The sequence below is a fragment of the Streptomyces sp. NPDC046727 genome, assembly GCF_040645635.1.
In the GTDB taxonomy this organism is placed as follows: domain Bacteria; phylum Actinomycetota; class Actinomycetes; order Streptomycetales; family Streptomycetaceae; genus Streptomyces.
In genome coordinates, this window is the sequence record NZ_JBEYYR010000004.1 from 1 (window position 1) to 16,956 (window position 16,956).

The 16,956-nt window shown below is 73.1% G+C and carries 15 protein-coding genes and 2 pseudogenes; 3 read left to right on the forward strand and 14 right to left on the reverse strand.

The features are described from left to right. Positions 1–84: pseudogene (locus tag ABZ937_RS05955) on the reverse strand (DUF3418 domain-containing protein); the annotation flags it as partial. A gap of 5 nt (positions 85–89) precedes the next feature. Between ABZ937_RS05955 and ABZ937_RS05960 the strand changes: the two are divergent. Continuing rightward, positions 90–497 (forward strand): annotated as a pseudogene (locus tag ABZ937_RS05960) (hypothetical protein); the annotation flags it as partial. A 220-nt stretch (positions 498–717) separates the two neighbouring features. Next, complete coding sequence (locus ABZ937_RS05965) at positions 718–1,857, forward strand: lactonase family protein (protein ID WP_361687018.1); 1,140 nt, start codon at positions 718–720, stop codon at positions 1,855–1,857. On the opposite strand, the gene ABZ937_RS05970 is transcribed toward ABZ937_RS05965, so the two are convergent. Together ABZ937_RS05970 and ABZ937_RS05975 are read right to left on the reverse strand one after the other, a co-directional pair. Continuing rightward, the gene (locus ABZ937_RS05970; protein WP_361686139.1) at positions 1,825–2,547 is read right to left on the reverse strand and encodes a DUF2470 domain-containing protein; all 723 of its coding nucleotides are present in this window, start codon (positions 2,545–2,547) and stop codon (positions 1,825–1,827) included. The genes ABZ937_RS05965 and ABZ937_RS05970 overlap by 33 nt on opposite strands. An 81-nt stretch (positions 2,548–2,628) precedes the next feature. After that, on the reverse strand, positions 2,629–3,237 hold the full coding sequence (locus ABZ937_RS05975; protein WP_361686141.1) for a TetR/AcrR family transcriptional regulator: 609 nt from the start codon (positions 3,235–3,237) through the stop codon (positions 2,629–2,631). Between the two features lie 144 nt (positions 3,238–3,381). Here ABZ937_RS05975 and ABZ937_RS05980 point away from each other — a divergent pair, with 144 nt between their 5' ends. Beyond that, entirely contained in the window at positions 3,382–4,956 is a 1,575-nt protein-coding gene (locus ABZ937_RS05980) for a cytochrome P450 (protein ID WP_361686143.1), read from the forward strand. Positions 4,957–5,077: 121 nt separating this feature from the next. Here ABZ937_RS05980 and ABZ937_RS05985 read toward each other — a convergent pair whose 3' ends face one another. From ABZ937_RS05985 to ABZ937_RS06035, 11 genes are all read right to left on the reverse strand, one after another. After that, a complete protein-coding gene (locus tag ABZ937_RS05985) occupies positions 5,078–6,286 on the reverse strand; it encodes a glycosyltransferase (RefSeq protein WP_361686145.1) in 1,209 nt (402 codons plus the stop codon). Continuing rightward, entirely contained in the window at positions 6,283–7,083 is an 801-nt protein-coding gene (locus tag ABZ937_RS05990) for a MerR family transcriptional regulator (RefSeq protein WP_361687021.1), read from the reverse strand. Before ABZ937_RS05990 ends, ABZ937_RS05985 begins: the two co-directional genes overlap by 4 nt. A gap of 73 nt (positions 7,084–7,156) precedes the next feature. After that, a complete protein-coding gene (locus ABZ937_RS05995; RefSeq protein ID WP_361686147.1) occupies positions 7,157–7,900 on the reverse strand; it encodes a PIG-L deacetylase family protein in 744 nt (247 codons plus the stop codon). An 87-nt stretch (positions 7,901–7,987) separates the two neighbouring features. Continuing rightward, complete coding sequence (locus ABZ937_RS06000; RefSeq protein ID WP_361686149.1) at positions 7,988–9,289, reverse strand: alpha/beta fold hydrolase; 1,302 nt, start codon at positions 9,287–9,289, stop codon at positions 7,988–7,990. 121 nt (positions 9,290–9,410) lie between these two features. Further along, on the reverse strand, positions 9,411–10,436 hold the full coding sequence (locus ABZ937_RS06005; RefSeq protein WP_361686151.1) for a LacI family DNA-binding transcriptional regulator: 1,026 nt from the start codon (positions 10,434–10,436) through the stop codon (positions 9,411–9,413). A gap of 53 nt (positions 10,437–10,489) precedes the next feature. Beyond that, positions 10,490–11,902, reverse strand: coding sequence for a BNR repeat-containing protein (locus ABZ937_RS06010; RefSeq protein ID WP_361686154.1), 1,413 nt, complete (start codon positions 11,900–11,902; stop codon positions 10,490–10,492). 14 nt (positions 11,903–11,916) lie between these two features. Further along, positions 11,917–12,237 (reverse strand): L-rhamnose mutarotase, encoded by a 321-nt coding sequence (locus ABZ937_RS06015; RefSeq protein ID WP_361686157.1) that lies wholly within the window; start codon positions 12,235–12,237, stop codon positions 11,917–11,919. Positions 12,238–12,254: 17 nt separating this feature from the next. Beyond that, positions 12,255–13,319: a rhamnose ABC transporter substrate-binding protein gene (gene rhaS / locus ABZ937_RS06020; protein ID WP_361686160.1), complete on the reverse strand. Its 1,065-nt coding sequence runs from the start codon at positions 13,317–13,319 to the stop codon at positions 12,255–12,257. Between the two features lie 87 nt (positions 13,320–13,406). After that, a complete protein-coding gene (locus ABZ937_RS06025; RefSeq protein WP_361686163.1) occupies positions 13,407–14,375 on the reverse strand; it encodes an ABC transporter permease in 969 nt (322 codons plus the stop codon). After that, on the reverse strand, positions 14,368–15,438 hold the full coding sequence (locus ABZ937_RS06030; RefSeq protein ID WP_361686166.1) for an ABC transporter permease: 1,071 nt from the start codon (positions 15,436–15,438) through the stop codon (positions 14,368–14,370). Before ABZ937_RS06030 ends, ABZ937_RS06025 begins: the two co-directional genes overlap by 8 nt. After that, a complete protein-coding gene (locus tag ABZ937_RS06035; RefSeq protein WP_361686169.1) occupies positions 15,435–16,952 on the reverse strand; it encodes a sugar ABC transporter ATP-binding protein in 1,518 nt (505 codons plus the stop codon). Before ABZ937_RS06035 ends, ABZ937_RS06030 begins: the two co-directional genes overlap by 4 nt. Between the last annotated feature and the right edge of the window lie 4 nt (positions 16,953–16,956).

A 16,956-nucleotide genomic window follows, 5' to 3' on the forward strand; every position in this document is an offset into this window, starting at 1 on the left:
GGCCTCCGTGTCGAAGAGGCGGACCGAGACCGTGTCGCCGTCGTCCACCAGCGCCGGGTACGCCTTCACCGGCTGCCCGGCCCGGCGCGTCTCGAGCCGCGCGCCCGCGGGCCGCCGCGGCCATGGGACTCGGCGTCGGCGGCTCGATGCGGCAGGAGGTGTACCGGGACGACCGGCCGCTCGGCGACTGGTCCGAGGAACCGGCCGGCCGGGTGTTCGTCCACCTGGTCACGCCCCCGGAGTGGCGCCGGATCACCGGCGAGGCGCCCCCGCCGTCACCGGTGGACCGGGCGGCGTACACGCGGGCGGGCCTGCCCTGGTACGACTACTACGACGAGGACGCCGAGGACCTGGCCCCGGCGGACACCCTGGAGGGCGTCAAGCCGGTCGGCGAGTGGCTCGGGGACGATCTGGACCCGTGGCAGGCGCCGTCCGCCGGCCAGGTGACTCCGCTGAAGGACGCGCCGGGCAAACCGGTCGAGGACGGGGAGTGGTGAGCCCGCTCGCTCCCGCCCCCGCGATTGCACCTTGCGCAACGCCCGTTGCCCGGCTTGCCCTTGGTGGTGTCCGCAGGCCAAGGTGACTGTCACGAGCGGGGTGACCGACGACCTGGGGTGCGGCATGGACACGGAGGCACGGACGGCGGGAGATGGATCTCCTCCGCCCCGGCGGAACCGGGAGCGCGGCGGCTGGACCAGACGCCGGTTCGTCGGGGCCGTGGCCGGTACGGCGGCCGTCGTGGCGGTGCCGGCCCCGGCGGCCCCGCCCGGGGACACGCCGGCCCCGGGCAGAGAGCCGAAGGCCGCCGTCCCGCCCCGGAAGCCGTCCGGGCCCCGCCCGCTGTACGTGGGGACCTACACCTCCGTCGAGGGCGGCGGCGCCGGCATCGGCCTGGCCTCGTACGATCCGGAGACGGGCCGGATCACCGGGTCCGGCACGCTCACCGGGGTCCCCGACCCGTCGTATCTCGCCGTGCACCCGGACGGCCGCACGCTGTACGCGGTGGACGAGCGGCAGGACGGCGCGGTGACGGCCGTACGCCTCGCGGACCGGCAGGTCCTCGGCACCCGGAGCACGGGCGGCGCGGGTCCCTGTCATCTGTCGGTGCATCCCACCGGACGCTGGCTGCTGAGCGCGAACTACGGCTCGGGCAGTGTCGCCGTGCACCCGATCGACGCCTCCGGCGCCCTGGGTGAGCGCACCGACCTGGTCACGCACACCTCCCCGGGGCCCGGACCCGGTCAGCAGGGCCCGCACGCCCACCAGTTCGTGACGAGCCCCGACGGCGGTCACGTCCTCGCCGTGGACCTCGGCACCGACACCGTCTACAGCTACCGCCTCGACCCGGGGAAGGGCACGCTCACGGAGGTGGCGCGGGCGCACACCCGGCCCGGCGCGGGACCGCGCCATCTGACCTTCCATCCGGGCGGGCGGTACGCCTACCTGGCCAACGAGGTGGACGACACCGTGGCCGTCTGCGTCTACGACCCGCGGTCCGGGCGGCTGGACATCGGCGAGCCGCAGCCGACGGGGTCGAGCGGCGGCACGAACTATCCGGCGCAGATCCTGGTGACGGCGAACGGCCGGTACGCGTTCCTCGCCAACCGGGGCCACAACAGCCTCGCGCGGTACGCCGTGGAAGCCGACGGGGCTCGGCTGCGGCTGCTCGGCACGGTGCCGGTGGGCGGGGACTTCCCGCGGCAGATCGCGTTCTCGCCCGACGGCCGGCTGCTGTTCGCGGCGAACCAGCGCTCCGGCACGGTCACCGTCTTCCACGTCGACGCGGACAGTGGCGAACTCCGCCGGGCCGGCGAGCCGTTCGAGTCACCCGTCGCCGTCTGCGCGCTGCCGCTGTAGCGCGCGGGGGCAGGTGGCGGCGGCCTGCGCCAGCAGGACGTGCATGCGCTCGGTGAGCTGGGAGACGTCATCGGCGGGGGCGTGGAAGGGCAGCCGTACGTCACCGTGGGCGCGGGTGCGCTCGATGCGCAGGGTGAGTCCGTGCCGGTCGACGGCGAGCGGTGCCACCCGGGTCGCGGCGTGCAGGCTCTCGGGCCGCACCAGGCGGGTGAGCCGCTCGACGGCGTCCGGGTGGGCGTCGGCGAGGTGGGTGAGCAGCCGGGACTCGGCACCGGCGAGGGGGTCGGGCCGGGCGGCGGTGAACTCGTCCAGGTCGACGACGACGGGCCCGGAGGACTGCCGGAGCACCACCCGGGTGGGCCGCAGGAGCAGGGTGCCCTCGGACGGGGCGAACCAGCCGGAGAGCCAGAGCCGGGCACGGACGCGGTTGCGCACGGGCACGGGGGCCACGTCGGCGAACTCCAGCAGGGCGGAGGGCTCCTGGCGCGGGGCGCACAGGGTGGCCGCGATCAGGCCGCTGTCGTCCGGCACGGTCAGCCGCACCGCGCCGTCCTCGGTCACGGTGTGCGCGCCGACGTACTCCTCGCGTACGCCGTCCGCGGTCACCGCGCACGACCACGCGGTGGCCAGCACCGAGCGTGCCCGTTCCGCCGCGCCGGGTGCGGCCGTCCAGTCCTGCGTGTCACCCATCCCGAGCCCTCCTTAGGTAAGCCTTGCCTAACCTATCGAAGATCGGGGCGCACGCCAACCACGCCCCACGGGCGGACAGGGTCAGGCGAGAACGCCGAGGAGGGCGCGGGCGCACAGGTCCCGCACCTGCTCCCGGCTCAGCTCCCCCTCGCCGCGCAGCCACTCCAGGCAGACGGCGGTGGTGAAGGCGAGCCAGCCGCGCACCGCCAGCCGCACCTGAGGAGCGGCCTCGACGACGGGCCCGAACTCGGGGTCGGCGGCGAGCGCGGCCAGGATCTGCTTCTCCTGCGCGGCCAGGGCCCGTTGGTAGACCCGGCGCACGGCCTGGTCGCCGGCCGCGTCGGCGCGGTGGAAGGCGCGGAAGCCGTGGGCGTGGGCCTCCACATAGCCCAGGTAGGTGTCGAGGCCGGCGGAGAGCTGCTCACGCGCCGGCACCCCGGGCACGGCCTCCGTCATGCGCAGCATGCGCTCGCTCTCCCGCTCCACGACGGCGGCGAAGAAGTCCCGCTTGGTCGGGAAGTAGTGGTACAGCAGCCCGCGCGACACCCCGGCGATCTCGGCGACCTGCTCGATCCACACGTCGTCGTAGGGGCTCTCCGAGAACAGCCGGGCGCCGACCGACAGCAGCTGCTCACGACGCTCTTCGGTGCTGAGTCTGCGCCGGGCGCGCTCCCCCTGGTTCGCGGGCATGCCGTCACTCTACTTGACGCCGGTTCAACAAGAGGACCACACTGGGACCACGCTATTGAATCCACGTACAACACGCGCGCGTCACAGCTTCAACCGTCCGCTGGATCAGGTTCGACCATCCGCTGGATCAAGGGAGATCGCGTCATGGCGGAGACGATGGAGACCGGGCTGCCGAAGGGTTTCCGCAGCGCCGAGCACGGCTGGCCCGAACTGCACCGCATCCCGCATCCGCCGCACCGGCTGCCACTGCTCGGCGATGTGCTCGGCGCCGACCGGCGCACGCCGATGCAGGACTCCGTGCGCTTCGCGCGCGAGCTGGGCCCGATCTTCCGGCGCCGGGCCTTCGGCAAGGAGTTCGTGTTCGTGTGGGGGGCGAAGCTGGTCGCCGACCTCGCGGACGAGTCGCGGTTCGCCAAGCACGTCGGGCTGGGGGTGGCCAATCTGCGGCCCCTGGCCGGGGACGGCCTGTTCACCGCCTACAACCACGAGCCCAACTGGCAGCTGGCGCACGACGTCCTGGCGCCCGGCTTCAGCCGGGAGGCCATGGAGGGCTACCACGGGATGATGCTGGACGTCGCCGAGCGGCTGACCGGCCACTGGGACCGGCAGCGGGCGGCCGGGCGCACGGTGGACGTGCCCGGTGACATGACCCGGCTGACCCTGGAGACGATCGCGCGGACCGGGTTCGGGCACGACTTCGGCTCCTTCGAGCGGGAGCGCCCGCACCCCTTCGTCACGGCCATGGTCGGCACGCTGACCTACGCGCAACGGCTGAACACCGTGCCCGGACCGCTGGTCCCGCTGCTGCTCCGCGCCGCCGCCCGGCGCAACGCGGCCGACATGGCCCGCCTCAACCGCACGGTCGACGGACTGGTCGCGGACCGGCGCCGGTCCGGCGGCGGCGAGGGAGACCTGCTGGACCGCATGCTGGCGACCGCGCACCCGGTGACCGGGGAGCGGCTGTCCGCGGAGAACGTCCGCAAGCAGGTGATCACCTTCCTGGTGGCGGGCCACGAGACCACCTCGGGCGCGCTCTCCTTCGCCCTGTACTACCTGGCCCGGCACCCCGAGGTCGCCGCCCGGGCCCGCGCCGAGGTGGACCGCGTCTGGGGCGGCACCGAGCGGCCCGGCTACGACCAGATCGCCAAGCTGCGCTACGTCCGCCGGGTGCTGGACGAGTCGCTGCGGCTGTGGCCGACCGCGCCCGCCTTCGCCCGCGAGGCCCGGCAGGACACGGTTCTCGCCGGGGAGCATCCGATGCGGCGGGGCGCGTGGGCGCTGGTGCTGACGCCGATGCTGCACCGGGAGCCGGAGGTGTGGGGCGAGGACGCCGAGCGGTTCGACCCGGACCGCTTCACCGCGGCGGCCGTGCGGGCCCGGCCGCCGCACACCTTCAAGCCGTTCGGCACCGGCGCGCGGGCCTGCATCGGCCGCCAGTTCGCCCTGCACGAGGCGACCCTGGTCCTCGGCCTGCTGCTGCGCCGCTACGACCTGCACACCGACCCCGGCTACCGGCTGACCGTCGCCGAGCGGCTGACGCTGATGCCGGAGGGGCTGCGGCTCCGGCTGGAACGCCGGCCCGCACCGGCCCCGGCGGTCGTACCGGTACCGGAGGAGGAGGCGGAACCGGCGGATCGCTGCCCCGCCCACGGCGAGACCGAACCGGTGACCGTCCCCGGACCGGCGCCCCGCTGTCCGGTGCACCGGGCGGGTGACTGACCGGGGCAGCCCGGTCCCCGGCTGCCGTCCGAGGGCGAGCGCGCCGAGCCGGCCGCCATCGGCGACGGCGCGGCTGCGCCCGCTGCCGCCCCGGGGCGGATCCGTCTCCTTCGGCACCGCCTCAGGCGAGCCGTTCGATCGTCTTGACCGCGAGGCCCGCCCCGTCCTCGCCGTCCATGTGCCGGGCTACCCGCGCGGCAGCCGCGGTGTATGTCTGCCGGCCGGTGACGAGGCCGAGTGCGGCGGCGAGCCGTTCGGCGGTGAGGTCGGGCAGCGGGAGCGGGTCGGGAGCGGCTCCGAGCGAGGCGAGCCGGGCGGCCCAGAACGGCTGGTCGGCGGTGACCGGTACCGCGACCGCGGGCACGCCCGCGCGCAGGGCGGCGGCCGTGGTGCCCGCCCCGGCGTGGTGGACGACGGCGGCCAGCCGCGGGAACAGCAGGGCGTGCGGCACCTCGCCGACGGTGAACACGTCGTCCCCGGCGGCGGCCAGCCCGGCGGCCCCGGACTGCAGGATGCCGCGCAGTCCGGCGCGCCGCAGCGCCTGTACGGCGATCTCGCTCAGGCGCTCGCCCTCTCCGGACGCCATGCTGCCGAAGCCGACGAGGACGGGCCGGGGCCCGGCCCCGAGGAAGTCCTCCAGGGCGGCGGGCAGCCGTGCGCCGGGGTCGACGTGGGGCCACAGCGTGCCGACGACGTCCAGGCCGGGCCGCCAGTCGGCGGGCCGGGGCACGAGCGCCGTGCTGAAGCCGTGCAGCACGGGCCAGTCCTCCCGCTCCCGGCGCCGGCGCATCGCGGCGGCGGACAGCGGGGGCAGCCCGAGCCTGCGGCGAAGTTCGGCGACCGCCGGTGCGTAGACGCGGTCGGCCATGCGCAGGGCGAACCGGCCCGCCGCCCGGTTGCCGGCCCGGCCCAGCGAGCGGGTGCCCATGACCACGGGCGGGAAGTCACCCGTCGGCGCGGTCGGCTGGAGGTACACGCCGATGCCCGGGACGCCGGTGGCCTCGGTGAGCTGCCAGCCGAGCGGGGCCGTCGTGGCCGACAGCAGGAGCAGGTCCGTACCGTCGTCGACGGCGTCGGCGAACCCCCGCCCGAGTTCCGTGACGAACGCGGCGGCCGTGCGCATCAGTTCCCGTCGGCCACCGGTGCCCCCGCGTGCCCTCGGGTCGGCGGGCAGCCGCCGGAAGCCCAGCCCGGCCTCGTGCGCGAGGGAGGCGAAGCCCTCGGTGGCGGCCAGCGTCACCTCGTGCCCGGCGCGGACCAGTTCGGCGCCCAGGCCGGTGTAGGGCGCGACGTCGCCGCGTGATCCGGCCGTGGCGATCAGGATTCTCATGGGTGCTCCTCGGGATCGGTGCGGGAGCCGTCACGGCGGGAGGCGTTGGCGTGGATCGCCTTGCTCACATAGGCGGCGAGGCCGGGGCGTTGCTGTGACGGCGGGACGAGGAGGGCGAAGGCGCGCGGGTCGGCGGCGAGGTCGTCCGCGATGCGCCGGTGCGCGTCCGGCGGGCAGGGGGTGAACCAGCGGATCAGGTGACGGCGGTGGTCCTCGGCGAGCTCCATGGCCCGCTCGCCGTCGGCGGGCTCGTCCGCGTCGAAGGCGGCGAGCAGCTCGGCCCGCCAGGCGGCGGCCTCGCTCATCAACTGCCGCCAGTCCTCCTTGGTATGGGCCCCGGCCCGTGCCATCGCCTCGCGGTACACGGCCGAGTCCTGCCATTTCAGCTGTGCCTCGGTGGCGTAGCTGAGGTCGAAGGAGATCTCGCCGAACACCTCGAAACGATCCTCCGGGGTGAGCGCCACCCCGGTCCGCTGCACCTCGATGGCCTGCTCGGCCACCTCCGCGAGGCGTTCCAGCCGGGCGATCTCCTCGCGCAACCGCCGCTGCCGGTCCCGGAGATGGTGCAGGGCGTTGGCCCCCGGGTCCCGCAGGATGACGGCGATCTCGTCGAGCGGGAAGCCCAGTTCGCGGTAGAAGAGGATCTGCTGCAGCCGGGCCAGGTCGGCGTCGCCGTAGAGGCGGTAGCCGGCGGGGCTGCGTTCGCCGGGCGAGAGCAGCCCCACCTTGTCGTAGTGGTGCAGCGTCCGCACGGTCACCCCGGCGAACCTCGCCACCTGCCCCACCGAGTAGCCCATCCGCTCGCCCTTTCGTCCGGTCACAGCCTCAAGCCTGACGCAAGGGGAGGGTCAACCCGGAGCGGGCGCCCGGCTACCGGCCGAACAGCTCGAAGGCCACCGCGGGTCTGCCGCCGAAGCGCTTGCCGGTGGCGGCGGTGGTCTCGGTCATGAAGTCCCGTACGTAGACCTCCGGGTCCTGGTCGGTCAACGCCTCTATGTAGGTGCGGTGTTCGAGCAGCGAGCGCACCGCCCGTTCCAGGCCGGGCGTGGCGTCGACGGCGTGGGTGGGGTTGCTGGAGCCGGCGACGGCCACCCAGCGGACGCCGTTCCACGGTTCGAGGCCCTGCTCGGTGAGTTCGGGGAAGATCCAGCGGTTGCCGGCGTCGGCCGCGGCGTCCAGGGTGGCGCGGCCGACGGCGACATGGTCGGGCGTGTTCCAGGCGACGCCGCCCCAGGTGTCGCGGTGGTTGAGGGTGATGACGAGTTCGGGGCGGTGGCGGCGGATCGCGGCGGCGATGTCGCGGCGCAGCGCGAGGCCGTACTCGATCACGCCGTCCCGGTGGTCGAGGAAGTCCACGCTGGTGACGCCGACGACGGCCGCGCTGGCCCGCTGCTCGCGCTCGCGCAGCGGGCCGCACACGGCGGGGTCGACGGTGTCGATGCCCGCCTCGCCGCGGGTGGCCAGCACATAGGCGACCTCGCGGCCGGTGTCGGTCCAGCCGGCGACGGCCGCCGAGCAGCCGTACTCCAGGTCGTCGGGGTGGGCCACCACGGCCAGGGCGCGCTGCCAGTCGTCGGGCAGGGGCTGGAGCTCGGTGATCTTCGCCTCGGTCATGGGCGGCAGACTAGCTGTTCCAACGCCCCGCAAGGAGCGCGGGGACCCGCGCGACCGGCCACGACGGACCCGCGGACGAACGACGGCTCACACCTCGTCGCGCACCAGCGCCAGCAGCCGGTCCAGGACGCGGGGCGCACCGGCGCGCAGGCCGTCGTGCTCGTACTCGTCGGTGACCCAGGTGCGCAGGCCGCGGATGGAGCGGGCGGTCTCCAGGGAGTGGGCGGTGTCGACGTACATGTCGTCGTGGTAGACGGCCGCGGCGACGGGGACCTCGTTGGCGGTGAGGCGGGCGGGGTCGTACAGCGGGCGCCAGTCGGTGCGGGTGGCGAGCAGCTCGGCCGTCTCGCGCAGGGGCCGCAGGGCCGGGTCGGCGTCGAACATCCAGGGGTGGACGGTCTCGCCGGTGAAGAGCACCGGGCCGTCGCCGGTGAGCGCCTTGGCCGCGTCGAACTGCGGGAACTCGGCGCGGACGCGCTCGGCGGCCCAGCCGGTGGGGCGGGCGTCCTGGCCGTAGATCGACTCGTGGACGAGCGCGTAGAGCGGGTGCGCGGCGTACGACAGCAGGGCCTGCGCCTGCTCCTGGAAGGCGTCGGAGAGGTCGAGGCCGCCGGGGGTGCGGACGAAGGCGTCCTCCAGCAGGTGGTGCAGGCGGTGGCTGCCGTCGCTCGCGCCGAGCATCAGGCCCAGGGACTGGAAGGCCTCCACCGTGAAGCGGTAGCCGTTCGGCAGGACCACGTCGTGGGTGAGGAGGTGGTCGGCGATCCGGCGGGCCCGCTCCACGTCCTGCGGGTAGCGGGCGTAGTGCGCGGTGACCTTGCGCTCGATGCGCGGGTAGGCGGCCCGGTAGACGTCGTCGGCGTGGGCGTGCAGGGAGGGCAGGCCGCCGGTGATGATCGCGGTGTGGACGCCCTCGGGGGCGAGGGAGAGGTACGACACCGTGCAGAAGCCGCCGAAGCTCTGGCCGAGCACGGTCCACGGGGCGCCGCCGGTGAGCTGGGGGCGGATGGCCTCGCAGTCACGGACGATGGCGTCGGCGCGGAAGCGGGTGAGGTAGTCGGCCTGGGCGGCGGGGCCGCCGCGCAGCGGGAGCGTCTGCCGGGTGGCGGGTGTGGAGCGGCCGGTGCCGCGCTGGTCGAGCAGCAGGACGCGGTACTCCTTCAGGGCCCGGTCGAGCCAGGCCTGACGTCCGACGAAACGATTCGCCCCGAATCCGGGACCGCCCTGCAGGTACACCAGCCAGGGCAGATCCTGCCCCGCCTTGTCGCTCGCCACCGCCTCGCGGGCGTACAGCTCGATGGTCTCGCCGCCCGGGTCGGCGTGGTCGAGGGGCACGGTGAAGTGGCGGTCGGTGAGGACGACGCCGGGCTGGCGGTAGCTGAGGCTCAACGAATCTCCCGGGACGGACGGTACGGACGCGTCCCAGTTCAGCACATGACCGGGCGCGGGCCGAGACCCGGGATCATGGATTGTTACTGAACTTCCGGTCAGCACGCGACCAGCTGGAGCGTCAGCGCGCGACCAGGCTGGAGCGGCGCACCACCAGCTCCGGCTGGAGCACCACCCGGCGGTGCTCGTGCGTCCGTCCGCCCTCGCCCTGCTCGGTCTCCTCCAGCAGCAGTTCGGCGGCGAGGGCGCCCATGGTCACGGCGGGCTGGCGTACGGAGGTGAGGGGGACGGCCGCCGCGGCGGCGAACTCGATGTCGTCGTAGCCGACGATCGCCAGCTCGTCCGGGACGGTCACGCCCGCCGCGTACATGGCCTGCAGCACGCCCAGGGCGAGCAGGTCGTTGGCGCAGAACACGGCGGTGGGGCGGTCGGTGAGGCCGAGCAGGCGGGCGCCCGCGTCCCGGCCGGCGGCCACGTCGAGCCGCTCGGTGGGCAGCTCGCGCAGCGCCTCGGGACCGAGCCCGGCCTCGGCGAGGGCGGTCAGCGCGCCGGTGCGCCGGTCACGGACCTGGTTGAGCCCGGGCGGCCCGCTGACGTAGGCGATCGAGCGGTGACCGGCGTCCACCAGATGCCGTACGGCGAGCGCGCCGCCCGCGACGTCGTCCACGGAGACCGAGCACTCGGTGGTGCCCTCGGCGACCCGGTCGACCAGCACGAACGGGATGCCGTGCCGGCGGAAGGCCTCGATGTTGCGGCCGGTGGCGTCGGCCGGGGTGAGCAGCACGCCCCGCACCCGCTGCTCGGCGAAGAGCGACAGGTACTCCGCCTCCTCGGCCGCGTTCTGCGCGCTGTTGCAGACCATCACGCCGAGCCGCGCCTCCCGGGCCGCGCGCTCGGCGCCGCGTGCCACGTCCACGAAGAACGGGTTGCCCATGTCGAGCACGAGCAGTCCCATGATCCGGCTGCGGCCGGCCCGCAGCTGGCGCGCCGACTCGCTGCGGACGTAGCCGAGCCGGTCGATCGCGGACAGCACCCGGGCCCGGGTCTCGCCGGCGACGGTGTCCGGGCGGTTGATGACGTTGGACACCGTGCCCACCGACACTCCGGCGGCGCGGGCGACATCCTTGATACCCACCGACTGGGCCATCGGGCTTCAGACCTCCAGGGAACGAGGGCGGCGGGACGACCTTCACATTACCGTCACGCAGGCAGGGCGAAGTCGGCCACGTGCAGCGCCGAGGGCGTCGTGCCGGTGGATTTCTGCTGGTACAGGAACGACAGGACGTTGTCCGCACGGACCCGGGTCTCGTCGACGACGACCTCGCCGAACGCGTTCAGCCCGCCGCCGTCGAACAGGAGCGTCCAGTCGGTGTACCCGGAGGTCTTCGACGCCGCGGCGATACGGCCGAACGGGAACACGGCGTAGGCGTTGTCGTACCGGTCCAGGACCAGCCTGGTGCGCTGGCTGGAGCCGAGCGGGACGGGGATCTCGGTCTTCTGCCAGCCGCCGGAGGCGTTCTTGCGCAGGTGGAAGGCGCGTCCGTGGGCGGTGCGGTCGGCGACGTAGTCGGTGGTGCACTGACCGAAGCGGCCGGGGACGTAGGAGATGATCGCGTGCGGCCGGCCGGCCGAGTCGGTGGACTGGCTCTCCTGGTTCATCAGGGAGTGGTCCGGGTTCAGCGGGTCGACCACGAGACCGCTGTCGCCGACGGAGACCTTGTCGGATCCGCCGGTGGTGCCGACGACGGCGCCCGCGTCGTTGCGCCAGGTCCGGCCGCGGTCGTCGGACCAGACGTAGCCGGTGTCGTGGTTGGTGATGCCGCCGCCGCTGCACATGACGGCCGCGTTCTGCTCCCGCCAGGTGAACAGGGCGTGCAGCCGGCCCCGGGTGTCGTAGTCGATGCCGTGCAGGTACATGTTCCGGGCGGTGCTGGAGCCGTGCTCGCTGGTGTACGTGCCGGTCGCGACGGTCCACTCCCCCAGCGCGGTCCAGCGCGCACCGTCGTACTCGGCGAGGGCGTTGCGGCCGTTGCCGGAGACGCCGGCGCGGTAGCTGAGCTGGAGCCGGCCCTCGGGTGTGGCGATGAACTGCGGGTAGGTGAACTGCGAGGCGAGCGCGAGTCCGTCGAGCGTCGTCCGTACGGCGCCGAAGACGGACGGGGTCCAGGCCGTGGTGGCGGGGTTGTCCAGGAGGCCGGCGACCGACTTGACGTAGAAGAAGCCGTCGCTGTGGGAGTCCATGTTCAGGTGCAGGCGGCCGTCCGTCGCGGAGACGCCCATGGAGATGACGTTGTGGGAGTCGTCGGCCTTGAGCCGGTGCGGCAGGGTGACCGTGGACCAGGTGGCGGAGCCCAGGGCCCGGCGGGCGACGACCGCGTCGCGGCTCGCCGTGTACCAGGCGGCGTACTGGTGGCCCTTGTGTGTCAGCAGGCCGTTCTTCTGGAAGGAGTTGTTGTTGACCAGGCCGTCGTAGGAGACGAAGTAGAGGGCCCTGGCGTCGAGTTGTGTGGTTCCTTCGCTGGCGACAGACGGGCCGGGGACGGCCGCCCGCGCGGTTCCGGCGGCCGGGACGGAGGCGGCGAGGGCGCCGGCCGGCACGGTGCGTCGTCTCATGTTCGGCTCCAGGGTCAGGCGAGGTGGAACACTTCGGTGAGCGGTTTCATGGCCTCGTCGGGGCGGGCGCCGTCCAGTGCTTCGAAGAACGGTGCCATCTCCTTCTGCCAACGGGCGTTGACGTCGGTGGCCTCCATGCCGGCCAGGGCGGCTTCGAAGTCCTCGGTCTCCAGGTAGCCGACGAGCAGGCCGTCCTCGCGCAGGAACAGCGAGTAGTTGCGCCAGCCGGTCGCTCTCAGGGCGTCGAGCATGTCCGGCCAGACGGCCGCGTGCCGCTCACGGTACTCGTCCAGCCGGTCCGCCCGGACCCTCAGCAGGAAACACACGCGTTGCATCAACGGCCCCCGTTGGCTCAGAAGTCGAACTGGTCGATGTTCTCGGCGTCGAACACGGTCGGCTTGCCGAGGTTGATCACGCCGTCCTTGCCGAGGGTGTACGTCGTGGCGCCGGCCTTGAAGGTCTCGCCCTCCTTGCCGCTGATCTGCCCCGAGGCCAGCGCGACCGCCGTCCGGGCCGCCAGGTCGCCGAGCTTGGCCGGGTCCCACAGCTCGAAGGCGTCGACGGTGCCGTTCTTGACGTACTTGCGCATGTCGTTGGGGGTGCCGAGGCCGGTCAGCCTGACCTTGCCCTTGTACTTGGAGCCGGACAGGTACTGGGCGGCGGCCTTGATGCCCACGGTGGTCGGGGAGATGATCCCCTTCAGGTCCGGGTGCTCCTGGAGCAGGCCCTGGGTCTGCTGGAAGGACTGCTGGGCATCGTCGTTGCCGTAGGCGATCTTGACGAGCTCGACGTCCTTGTACTTCGGATCCTTCAGCTCGTCCTTCATGTAGCCGATCCAGGTGTTCTGGTTGGTGGCGGTCTGCGCGGCCGAGAGGATCGCGATCTCGCCCTTGTAGCCGATCTGTTCGGCCAGCAGCCGCACCTCGGTACGGCCCAGGTCCTCGGCGGAGGCCTGCGAGACGAAGGCGTTGCGGCAGCCGGGGCTGGTGTCGGAGTCGTAGGTGACGACCTTGATGCCGTTGCTCATGGCCTGCTTCAGCGCGGTGCACAGGGCGCCGGGGTCCTGCGCGGAGACGGCGATGGCGTCCGCCTGCTGCTGGGTGAGCGTGTTGACGTAGCTCACCTGCCCGGCGGTGTCGGTGGCGCTGCTCGGCCCCACCTCCTTGTACGCCGAGCCGAGTTCGGCGAGCGCCTTCTCACCGCCCTTGTCGGCGCTGGTGAAGTAGGGGTTGTTGACCTGCTTGGGCAGGAAGCCGACGGTCAGCCCCTTCTTGGTGGCGGCGTTCGGATCGGCCTTCCCGGCGGAGGCGGCGGCGGAGTTGTCGTCCTTGACGTCGTTCCTGGTGGTGCCACCGCAGGCGGTGAGGGCGAGAGCGAGGGAGGTGACGGAGAGGAGGGTGACGCGCGACTTGCCCATGGCGGAGGGTTCCTTACAGGGAGGAGGAGTGGGGCGCCCCGTGAGGGGCGCGGGGGGAACTGCGCGACCAGCCACAGACGGCCGCACCTATGAAACGGACCGCTGCGAAACGGCGATCTGCCGGGCAACCCGAGGCCCGAGCACAGACACAACAAGCAGCACACCAGTCACCACAATCTGCGACTGGGCCGGAACATTCAGCAGACTCATCACGTTCTGCGACGCGCCGAGCAGGAAGACACCGGCGATGGCGCCGAAGATCGTGCCCTTGCCCCCGTCGAAGTCGATCCCGCCCAGCAACACCGCGGCGACGACCGAGAGTTCGAGCCCCGTCGCGTTGTCATAGCGAGCGCTGGCGTAGTGCAGGGCCCAGAAGACGCCCGTCAGCGCCGACATGAACCCGGTGGCCACGAACAGCACGAGCTTGGTCCGCCGCACCCGGATCCCGGCGAACCGCGCCGCCTCCTCCCCCGCTCCGATCGCGAACAGCGACCGCCCGAACGGCGTGGCGTGCAGCACGACGACGGCGATGGCCAGCAGGACCAGGAAGGGCAGGAATGCCTGCGGAAGGAAGGAGTCACCGACGCGACCGGCGGCGAAGTCCAGGTACTGCGAGGGGAAATCGGTCACCGCGTCGGAGCCCAGCACGATCTGCGCGATCCCGCGGTACGCGGCCAACGTGCCGATGGTGACCGCGAGCGACGGCAGCCCGAGCCGGGTCACCAGGAGGCCGTTGACCAGCCCGCACACCACGCCCAGCAGCAGGCACAGCGGGATGATCGTCTCGATGGCCATGCCCTCGTTCCACAGCTTGCCCAGCACCGCGCCGGACAGCCCGGCCGTGGACGCGACGGACAGGTCGATCTCGCCGGCGACGACGAGCAGGGTCATCGGCAGGGCGATCAGCGCGATCGGGAGCGTGTTGCCGAGGAGGAACGACAGGTTGAGCGCGTTGCCGAAGCCGTCGACGAAGCCGGACGACAGCAGCAACAGGACGATCAGCAGCGCGCCGACGACCGTGTCCCAGCGGACCGCGCGGGTGAGCGACTCAGGCACCGGCCTTCTCCTTCGCCATGGCGGTCCTCCTCGGGGCCGGCTTCTTCTTCAGGGCGGCGGCCACCCGCAGCGCGACGACCCGGTCGACGGCGATGGCGAGCAGCAGCAGGACGCCGTTGATGGCGAGCACCCACACGGAGCTGACGCCGAGGGCGGGCAGCACGCTGTTGATCGAGGTGAGCAGCAGGGCGCCGAGCGCGGCGCCGTAGACGCTGCCGGAGCCGCCGGTGAAGGCGATGCCGCCGACCACCACCGCGCTGACGACGGTGAGTTCGTAGCCGTTGCCGGTGCCGGAGTCGACGTTGCCGAACCGGGCCAGGTACATCGCTCCCGCGAGTCCGGCGAGCGCCCCGCAGCAGGTGTAGGCGGCCAGGATCCGCTTGCGCACCGGGATGCCGGCCAGCCGGGCCGCCTCGGGGTGGGAGCCGAGGGCGTACAGCTCCCGCCCGCTGCCGTAGTGCTTGAGGTAGTACGCCGTCGCCACCAGCACGGCCAGCGCGATCACCGCCAGCCACGGCACCGCGGAGATGCCGCCGGAGCCGAAGTCGACGAATCCGCCGGGGAGGTCGGCCGCGGTGATCTGGCGGGAGCCGACCCAGATGGAGTCGACGCCCCGGACGATGTACAGCGTGCCGAGGGTGACGACGAGGGCGGGGACCTGGCCGAGGCTGACCAGCAGGCCGTTGAGCAGTCCGGAGCCGATGCCCAGCAGGACGGCGAGGAGGACCGCGACGACCGCGTTGCCGCCGCCGTGCAGATAGGTGCCGGCGGCGAAGGCGCTGATGCCGAGCGTGGAGCCGACGGACAGGTCGACGTTGCGGGTGAGGACGACCAGTGACTGGCCGGTGGCGACCAGCACCAGGATCGTGGCGTTGAGCAGCAGGTCCTTGATGCCCTGCTCGGACAGGAACGCGCTGTTGCCGGCCTGGGTGACGGCGATCATCACCAGGAAGACGGCGAGGATGGCGAGTTCGCGCATCCTGAAGACGCGGTCGACCAGCCGGGTGCCGGCCGACCGGGGCACCCCGGCGACGGGGGGCTCGTCCGTGGTGGTCACCGTCATGCGGCGGCCCTCCCGGTGGCAGCGGCCATCACGGTCTCCTCGGTGGCGTCGGCGCGGGGGATCTCGGCGGTGATCCGGCCCTCGTGCATCACGAGGACGCGGTCGGCCATGCCGAGGATCTCCGGCAGATCGGACGAGATCATCAGGACGGCGACGCCGTCGGCGGCCAGCTCGCCGAGCAGCCGGTGCACCTCGGCCTTGGTGCCGACGTCGATGCCCCGGGTCGGCTCGTCCACGATCAGCACCTTCGGGCCGGTGGCGAGCCACTTGGCGAGGACGACCTTCTGCTGGTTGCCGCCGGACAGGGTGGCGACGGTGTCCGCGATCCGGGCGTACTTCACCTGGAGCTTCACCGCCCAGTCCAGGGACCGGCCGCGTTCGGCGCCCCGGTGCATCAGCCCGGCCCGGGCGGTCGTACGCAGGCCGGTCAGGCCGATGTTCCGCTCGATGGACAGGTCCATCACCAGGCCCTGGGCCCTCCGGTCCTCCGGTACGAGGGCCAGCCCCGCCGCCATCGCGGCGGACGGCGCTCCGCCGGTGAGCCGGCGCCCGGCGACCTCGACCTCGCCCGCGTCCCAGCGGTCGACGCCGAACACGGCCCGGGCGACCTCGGTGCGGCCTGCGCCGACCAGTCCGGCGAGGCCGACGATCTCACCGCGCCGCACCTCGAAGGAGACGTCCGTGAAGACGCCCTCGCGGGTCAGCCGCCGTACGCGGAGCGCGACCTCACCGGCCCGGACCTGCTGCTTCGGGTACAGCTCGGCCAGGTCACGGCCGACCATGCGGCGCACCAGGTCGTCCTCGGTCATCCCGGCGAGAGGCTCGCCGGCGATCCGGGCGCCGTCCCGCAGCGTGGTGACCTTCTGGCAGATCTGGAAGATCTCCTCCAGCCGGTGGGAGATGAACAGCACCGCCGCGCCCTGCTCGCGCAGGGTGCGGACGACACCGAAGAGCCGGGCGACCTCGCTGCCGGTGAGGGCCGCGGTCGGCTCGTCCATGATCAGGACGCGGGCGTCGAAGGACAGCGCCTTGGCGATCTCCACGATCTGCTGGTCGGCGATGGACAGCCCGCGGGCGGGCCGGTCGGGGTCCAGGCCGACGCCGAGCCGCCGCATCAGGGCCGCCGTCGCCGCGCGGGTGGCCTTGTGGTCGATCCGGCCGAACGCGCGCTTCGGTTGCCGGCCCATGAAGATGTTCTCGGCGATCGACAGGTCGGGGAAGAGGGTGGGTTCCTGGTAGATCACGGCGATGCCGGCGTCACGGGCGTCGCCGGGGCCGTGGAAGACGACGGGCTCGCCGTCGAGCAGCACCTGGCCGGCGTCCGGCCGGTGCACTCCGGCGAGGGTCTTGATCAGCGTCGACTTGCCCGCGCCGTTCTCCCCGGCGAGGGCGTGCACCTCGCCGGGCAGCAGCTCCAGGGAGACGTCCCTGAGGGCGCGTACGGCACCGAAGGACTTGGAGACGCCCTGCAGCGCCAGCACCGGGGCCGGTCCCGTGTCAGGCGGGTGGGTCATGGGG

Coding starts and splice junctions, on each gene's coding strand:
- ABZ937_RS05970 (WP_361686139.1), bottom strand. CDS start 2,547: ATGGGTGACACGCAGGACTGGACGGCCGCACCCGGCGCGGCGGAACGG.
- ABZ937_RS05975 (WP_361686141.1), bottom strand. CDS start 3,237: ATGCCCGCGAACCAGGGGGAGCGCGCCCGGCGCAGACTCAGCACCGAA.
- ABZ937_RS05980 (WP_361686143.1), top strand. CDS start 3,382: ATGGCGGAGACGATGGAGACCGGGCTGCCGAAGGGTTTCCGCAGCGCC.
- ABZ937_RS05985 (WP_361686145.1), bottom strand. CDS start 6,286: ATGAGAATCCTGATCGCCACGGCCGGATCACGCGGCGACGTCGCGCCC.
- ABZ937_RS05990 (WP_361687021.1), bottom strand. CDS start 7,083: ATGGGCTACTCGGTGGGGCAGGTGGCGAGGTTCGCCGGGGTGACCGTG.
- ABZ937_RS05995 (WP_361686147.1), bottom strand. CDS start 7,900: ATGACCGAGGCGAAGATCACCGAGCTCCAGCCCCTGCCCGACGACTGG.
- ABZ937_RS06005 (WP_361686151.1), bottom strand. CDS start 10,436: ATGGCCCAGTCGGTGGGTATCAAGGATGTCGCCCGCGCCGCCGGAGTG.
- ABZ937_RS06010 (WP_361686154.1), bottom strand. CDS start 11,902: ATGAGACGACGCACCGTGCCGGCCGGCGCCCTCGCCGCCTCCGTCCCG.
- ABZ937_RS06015 (WP_361686157.1), bottom strand. CDS start 12,237: ATGCAACGCGTGTGTTTCCTGCTGAGGGTCCGGGCGGACCGGCTGGAC.
- rhaS (WP_361686160.1), bottom strand. CDS start 13,319: ATGGGCAAGTCGCGCGTCACCCTCCTCTCCGTCACCTCCCTCGCTCTC.
- ABZ937_RS06030 (WP_361686166.1), bottom strand. CDS start 15,438: ATGACGGTGACCACCACGGACGAGCCCCCCGTCGCCGGGGTGCCCCGG.
- ABZ937_RS06035 (WP_361686169.1), bottom strand. CDS start 16,952: ATGACCCACCCGCCTGACACGGGACCGGCCCCGGTGCTGGCGCTGCAG.